The organism is Microbacterium sp. ZXX196, from assembly GCF_009709595.1.
Classification (GTDB): domain Bacteria; phylum Actinomycetota; class Actinomycetes; order Actinomycetales; family Microbacteriaceae; genus Microbacterium; species Microbacterium excoecariae.
In genome coordinates this window covers 137,248-143,388 of the sequence record NZ_WMEE01000007.1, presented here as the reverse complement: position 1 = coordinate 143,388, position 6,141 = coordinate 137,248, and the positions used below count along the sequence as shown (strand labels likewise).

Annotated in this window: 5 protein-coding genes; all 5 read right to left on the bottom strand. The window is 62.8% G+C overall.

The annotated features are described in order from the left end of the window. Window positions 1-458 precede the first annotated feature (458 nt). Entirely contained in the window at window positions 459-2,201 is a 1,743-nt protein-coding gene (locus tag GJQ66_RS08505) for an ATP-binding protein (RefSeq protein WP_155048895.1), read from the bottom strand. Beyond that, entirely contained in the window at window positions 2,198-3,112 is a 915-nt protein-coding gene (locus tag GJQ66_RS08500) for an SIR2 family protein (protein ID WP_368732819.1), read from the bottom strand. The genes GJQ66_RS08505 and GJQ66_RS08500 overlap by 4 nt, the downstream gene beginning before the upstream one ends. A 479-nt stretch (window positions 3,113-3,591) precedes the next feature. After that, window positions 3,592-4,980 (bottom strand): replicative DNA helicase, encoded by a 1,389-nt coding sequence (dnaB, locus tag GJQ66_RS08495; RefSeq protein ID WP_368732818.1) that lies wholly within the window; start codon window positions 4,978-4,980, stop codon window positions 3,592-3,594. Between the two features lie 435 nt (window positions 4,981-5,415). Beyond that, window positions 5,416-5,871: a 50S ribosomal protein L9 gene (rplI, locus tag GJQ66_RS08490; protein WP_155048893.1), complete on the bottom strand. Its 456-nt coding sequence runs from the start codon at window positions 5,869-5,871 to the stop codon at window positions 5,416-5,418. A gap of 9 nt (window positions 5,872-5,880) precedes the next feature. Continuing rightward, complete coding sequence (gene rpsR / locus GJQ66_RS08485) at window positions 5,881-6,135, bottom strand: 30S ribosomal protein S18 (RefSeq protein WP_110588148.1); 255 nt, start codon at window positions 6,133-6,135, stop codon at window positions 5,881-5,883. Window positions 6,136-6,141: the final 6 nt, after the last annotated feature.

Here is a 6,141-nt window from a genome sequence, read left to right as displayed (position 1 = left end):
CATCCGAGAGCATCTGAAACCGCGACACGACCACAGCCTCCCAGCACGCCACCGAACTATTTGTCAGACACGCCCTAGGTGTGTCTCCCTCTTGATCGCCTCCTGAGCAACGCCCGAGCACGCGCCTCGCGGCGTTGTCCTCGGTCGACGATGCTCCGCATCGCCTCCCTCGTCCGCCTTGCGATGCACACACTCGGGCCCTTGCTCAGTGCGGCTCCACGAGGGAGACACACCCTAGGCCGACAATAGGCCCACCCCAGTCAATAGAGAGGCGGTAGTCGTCACGCTTTCGACGCTTCACGGTGCGACGCGCCCCCTTGAAGTGTTGCTCGTAGCCGTCGAGCTAGTGCTCCACGATCAGAGACGGACTTGGCCCAGGTGCAGTGGGGGTGCCACGGAGTCGATACCGCATGGAGCTGAGTCCTTCGCCCTCGCGTACCTAATGTCCTCCTATCGCTCTATTGCTGTCGTCGGCGCGACTGCGTTCGCATCGCTTCAACCGCCGCGACGAGTGCGTCTTCTTCAACTGGTGCGCTGTTCCATTCAGTCCAGAAGTTCCGTGTGGCGCTGGTGGGCTTAATCGTCGGCGCATCGAGTCGGATGCGCGTCGGCAAGATGATCGCGTCACCGAGCAAGAGCGCCTCACCAACGTCCAGAAGCGGCAACGCTTCCGTGAGCCCATCCATACTGTCAGGCATGAGTCGCTTCACGACAGCTTGATCCTGATCGTTGGTGAGACGGAGAGCGATGAAGTTGTTGCATTGGGAGAGCACGGTGCGACTCACGTCCGAAGGACGCTGGCTCACGACGAGCAACGAAATCCCATACTTCCGGCCTTCTTTGGCGATTCGCTCGAAAGAGTCGAGGGCTCGGAGGTCGACGACTCCGGCGTTTCCGGCTGGCAGGTACAGATGTGCCTCGTCGCAGACGAGGGTTACCGGCGTCCGCCTGTCTTCCGTCGTCCAGAAGTGAATTTCGTATAATACACGCGCCATCACCCCAACGACGATTGGCAAGACATCACTCGGCACCTCACTGAAGTCGATTACCTTTATCCCGGGACTCGTACCAAGAAGCCGTTTGGCAAAGTCATGGAGCCAGTCGTAGCCGAGATGGTCAGCCGGTGGATTGAACATGAATCTGTACCGGCGGTCGTTAATCCTTGCGTCCATCCGGCTCACGAGTCGAGTCAGTCTTCCGAAGAATGGCCCTTGCTTCTCGCGCCCGTTAGTACCCGGCACCATTGCAACGTCGTCTGCCGTTAAGCATTCGATGAGATGCTCGAGGTCGTACGGCACCGGGCTGTCGACGGTGAATATTTTGGCGAGCTCGCTCTTCCCGTCCGCCACAAGCCGATCGTGCTTGAGCGCCCGTACGTGATGGGTCAACCGCGCTGCTTGGTTGGGTGCGTTCTCTTCAGAACGATCAAGCAGAAGGGCCTGCATTTCCTCTTGATTGAGTAGCCACCACGGCAAGTACAGGGCGTGATCATCGTCGGCGGGTTGCCCCGGACCCGCGATGTGAAAGGCCCGCGCGATAGGAGCGTCGCCGTCGGTAAGGGGCGTGTACTCGCCGTGCATGTCGAACACGACAAGGTTGGGGTGGGCGAGCGCCTTGGCTCTCTCGAGAATTAGGGCTACCGCCCAGCTCTTGCCCGAGCCGGTGCTGCCCAACAGAGCTGCATGCCGCTGGAAGAGGCGATCACCATCGGCCACTGCCTCTGCCGTGGGATCGGCTACAAACGCGCCCAAGCGGAGCCGCTTCTCCGGTTCGAGCTGACTTGCCAACAACCCCATGAGCCGTTGAAGATTGACGCCATCGATCACCCAGCACAGCGACTCGACGAGTGGATAACTGTCAGCACCACGCTTGAAGGTGTTCTTCCTGATGCCATCGACCGCGCGATACGTGCCGAGTAGGACAACGCGCAGGAGGTCCCGCTGGCGTATCTCTACGGGGACGTCGCCATCGGGACCTATCTCGTCCACCAGGGCTTCTTCCTGAAGGTCTCGGGTAACTCGATCGAGCGTACCGACGAGGAACTCAGACGGGTTGGATCCCTGGAATGCAATGAGGCTACCGACACCGATTCGGGTTAGTCGATCGTGGTCAAGGGCCTCAGCCCAAACGCTCGCCGTATCCACTCTGAAGACACGTCCGAGGGCTGCTTCGCGAGGGAAGTCGAGAGCGGCGTGGGTCATATTCTTAGCACTTCCTTTACCAGGTGTTCCAGATCCCAGAGCGGGAGGTCAAGTTCTAGATGATTGCCACCTTGAAGGACGCGGCATCCTACTCCATCCTCGGCTGCTTCTATGCCTAGCGCACTCGAGTTCGACCCGAGGTAACTGAGAGCATTCGAAGTAAGGGACCGGCTGACAACGACGGCGGGCACCTGAGCGAACTTCGAACGCAAATGGGTCTGGAGATGCGAGTCATTGAACCCGTATCCCACAGTGAACAGGGAGGCCGCTTTGTCAATAGCCTGGTTTGCGCGATTACGCTGCTGATCGAAGGGGACCTCATAGCCGAGTCTATATTTGTTGCCACCCGGCGCGATGATCTGCCGCGAACCGGGGATAGCCAGGTCGCTCCGATAGTATTGTCCGTCGTATGAAAACCAGTCGAGGCTACCGTGCGGCTTCGCCAATCGAATATGCGGGCGCGGGCGCACGGTGACGCTGTGTGCTCCGCGCCCAACGGGAGCGGAGCGAACCTCGTTAAGCTCTTCGCGACTGAGCGCCGCATCCATTCGGCCTATGGTGTGTCCGTAGTACATGGAGTCCACCCGCACACCAGCGCGAGCGGCATGCACCTCAATCAGGCGATCATAGTTCGTAGTGATCACGTCGGCATGCGTCGCCGAGCGCAGGATGTGTTCAAACAGGCGTCCGAATGCAGAGACCTGGTCAGCTTGAAGGATCTCCGCTATCGCCGCTCCCTCAGAGTGCCGAACTTGTTCTGCGATGACCCTCGTGAGCACGTCGGCAAGCGACTCCGGCAAGGGGTTCTCATCGAGCGCCGACTCAAGCCCTTCACCGGTAGCTAAGCACTTCGCGATTCGTTGCCACTCCCGCAGGGAAGATTTGTCGGCTTCAGGGATGAGTTCGGGCACAGCGTTGTTCAGGTGCGTAGCTAACGCACCCATCCCAGGAAGTCCGTATGTACAAGAGGCGCCAGATCCGACGATGATCACCACGCCTCGTTGGAATAGCGCCTGTACGTACGTATAGACACTGTCCTGCGTTATACCCACGTTCCCCCTCGCGGTAACGAACTTCTGCCACTCATCATGGCATCACGTTCCGGTCGAGTGTCGACCGGCAAGTATGTCCGGGGAGCGTTTCCCGCGACGTGCTCCTCCGAGAAGTAGTGCTCGGCGAGCAGATCGTGGTACGTCTCCTTCCACGTCGCGACGTGATCATCGGCGATTGCTGAAGCAGTGCCTGACTGCTGACTGCTGACTGCTGACTGCTGACTGCTGATCGTGAGTGTCATGCACCAGGACCGTCAAAGCTCGGGACGCGCGGCCGAAATATCCGAAGGGCCACACCGTGAACAGTTTCCTGCGAAATGGATAAATCCAACCGGAACCTAATCCTCCCCGAACCCGCCACCGTCCATGTGGACCATGTCGTGGAAGCGGCTGTAGTGGCCCTGGAAAGCCACGGAGATGTCGGCCGTGGGGCCGTTGCGGTGCTTGGCGACGATCAGGTCGGCCTCGCCGGGGCGGGTCTGCTTGTCGTAGACCTCGTCGCGGTGGAGGAGGATGACCATGTCGGCGTCCTGCTCGATCGATCCCGACTCGCGCAGGTCGCTCACCATCGGGCGCTTGTCCTGGCGCTGCTCCGGGCCACGGTTCAGCTGCGAGAGCGCGATGACGGGCACCTGCAGCTCCTTCGCCATGAGCTTCAGCGCGCGCGAGAACTCCGAGACCTCCTGCTGGCGCGACTCGACGCGCTTGCCGCTCGTCATGAGCTGCAGGTAGTCGATGATGATCATCTTCAGGCCCACGCGCTGCTTGAGCCGGCGGCACTTCGCGCGGATCTCCACGAGCGTCATGTTCGGGCTGTCGTCGACGTACAGGGGCGCGTCGTTGATCCGCCCGCGCGTCGAGGCGAGGGTCGTCCAGTCGCGCGAGTCGAGATCGCCCTTGCGGAGCTTCTGCAGCGGGATCTGGCCCTCGGCGCTCAGCAGGCGCATCGCGATCTCGGTCTTGCCCATCTCGAGCGAGAAGAAGATCGCGGGCTGGTCGTGCTTGATGGCGGCGGCGCGGGCGAAGTCGAGTGCGAGCGTCGACTTACCCATGGCGGGGCGCGCGGCCACGACGATCATCTGACCCGCGTGCAGGCCGTTCGTCAGGCCGTCGAGCTCGGCGAAGCCCGTCGGCACGCCCGTCATCTCGCCGTCGCGACCCTTGGCCATCTCGATCTCGTCGATCGCCGCCGACACGGCGATCTCGAGGGGAACGTAGTCCTCCGACTGCTCCTGCCCCGTCACGCCGTAGATCTCGGCCTGCGCCTGGTTGACGAGCTCGACCGCCTCGCCCTGCCCGTCGTAGCCCATCTGCACGATGCGCGTGCCCGCGTCGACGAGGCGGCGCAGGAGCGCGCGCTCCTGCACGATCGACGCGTAGTAACCCGCGTTGGCCGCCGTCGGCACGATCGAGGTCAGCGAGTGCAGGTAATCGGCGCCGCCGGCCTGCTGCAGGTCGCCCGTCTTGATCAGCTCGTCGGTGACCGCGATGACGTCGGTCGGCTCGCCGTGCGAGTAGAGGGAGAGGATCGCCTCGAAGATCAGCTCGTGCTTCGGGATATAGAAGTCGGTGCCGCGCAGCGTCTCGACCACGTCGGCGACGGCGTCCTTCGACAGCAGCATGCCGCCGAGCGTCGACTGCTCGGAGAGCAGGTCGTGCGGCGGCGTGCGCTCGGCGTCGCGGCCGGAACGGCCCAGTCGCTCGGTGACCACCTCGTTGATCGACACGGACTTCCCCTCTCGCCTTCTCGGATCGCTCGCCTGCCCGCGCACCCGCGCGCGGGGGACATTCCAGCAGGCACCCCCGACATCCGAACGGCGCCGCTGCGGGCGCCGAAACGCGAGCCTACGAGGCCCTCCCCGCGCGCTCAATCCACCCTGTGGATAACTCTGTGGAGAGTCCTGGGTAAAACGCCGCAGAACCTGTGGACTGCGCCTGTGGAGAATGTGGGGAGCGGTGCGGAGCGGATCCGAATTTCTCCCTCTTGATCAGGCGTTTGTTCTTCCCACACCCTGTGGACAGAAGTGTGGTTAAAGCCGGGCTTGAGACTTGAACACGCCCAGCGGCATGTGGATGAACCTCACGGTTTCGTCCGTGTTTCGGGCACGAAAAGGCGCCGTCCCGCACGGGGCGGAACGACGCCTTCTCGAACGCGGTGCGCGTTACTTCTTGAGCGCGACGACCTGCAGGGAGATGACCGCGGTCACGTCCTCGTGCAGGCGAACGAGCGCCTCGTGGTCACCCGTGGCCTTGATGGCCGAGGGGATCGTCACCTTGCGCTTGTCCAGCTCGCCGAGGCCGGCCGCGGACACGGCGGCGACGATGTCGGCGGGCTTGATCGAGCCGAAGAGGCGGCCCTCGGCGCCGGCCTTCGCCGACACCTTGACGCGAGCCTGCTCGAGCGACTGCTTGAGCGACTCGGCCTCCTCGTGGGTCGCGATGGCGCGAGCCTTGCGGGCAGCGCGGATCTGCGCGACCTGCTTCTCGCCACCGCGGGTCCACGCCACGGCGAACCCCTGGGGGATGAGGTAGTTACGGGCGTACCCGTCCTTGACCTCGATCACGTCTCCGGCGCCACCCAGGCCGTCGACCTCATGCGTGAGAATCAGCTTCGACATGGGATCTCCTTAGCGGCCCGCGCCCGCGTACGGAAGAAGAGCCATCTCGCGCGCGTTCTTGATCGCGCGCGCGATGAGGCGCTGCTCCTGCACCGAGACACCGGTGATACGACGGGCGCGGATCTTGCCACGCTCCGAGATGAACTTGCGAAGGGTCGCGACATCCTTGTAGTCGATGACGCCGACCCGGATGTGCTTCGCCGGGGCGGCGTTCTTGCCACCCTTGCGCGGCTTGCGGCGGTCGCCGCTTGACTTTCCAGCCATGATGGG

What these genes read in the sequence shown, in the direction of transcription:
- rpsR (WP_110588148.1), bottom strand. Translation starts at nt 6,135, where the DNA reads ATGGCTGGAAAGTCAAGCGGCGACCGCCGCAAGCCGCGCAAGGGTGGC.
- GJQ66_RS08505 (WP_155048895.1), bottom strand. Translation starts at nt 2,201, where the DNA reads ATGACCCACGCCGCTCTCGACTTCCCTCGCGAAGCAGCCCTCGGACGT.
- rplI (WP_155048893.1), bottom strand. Translation starts at nt 5,871, where the DNA reads ATGTCGAAGCTGATTCTCACGCATGAGGTCGACGGCCTGGGTGGCGCC.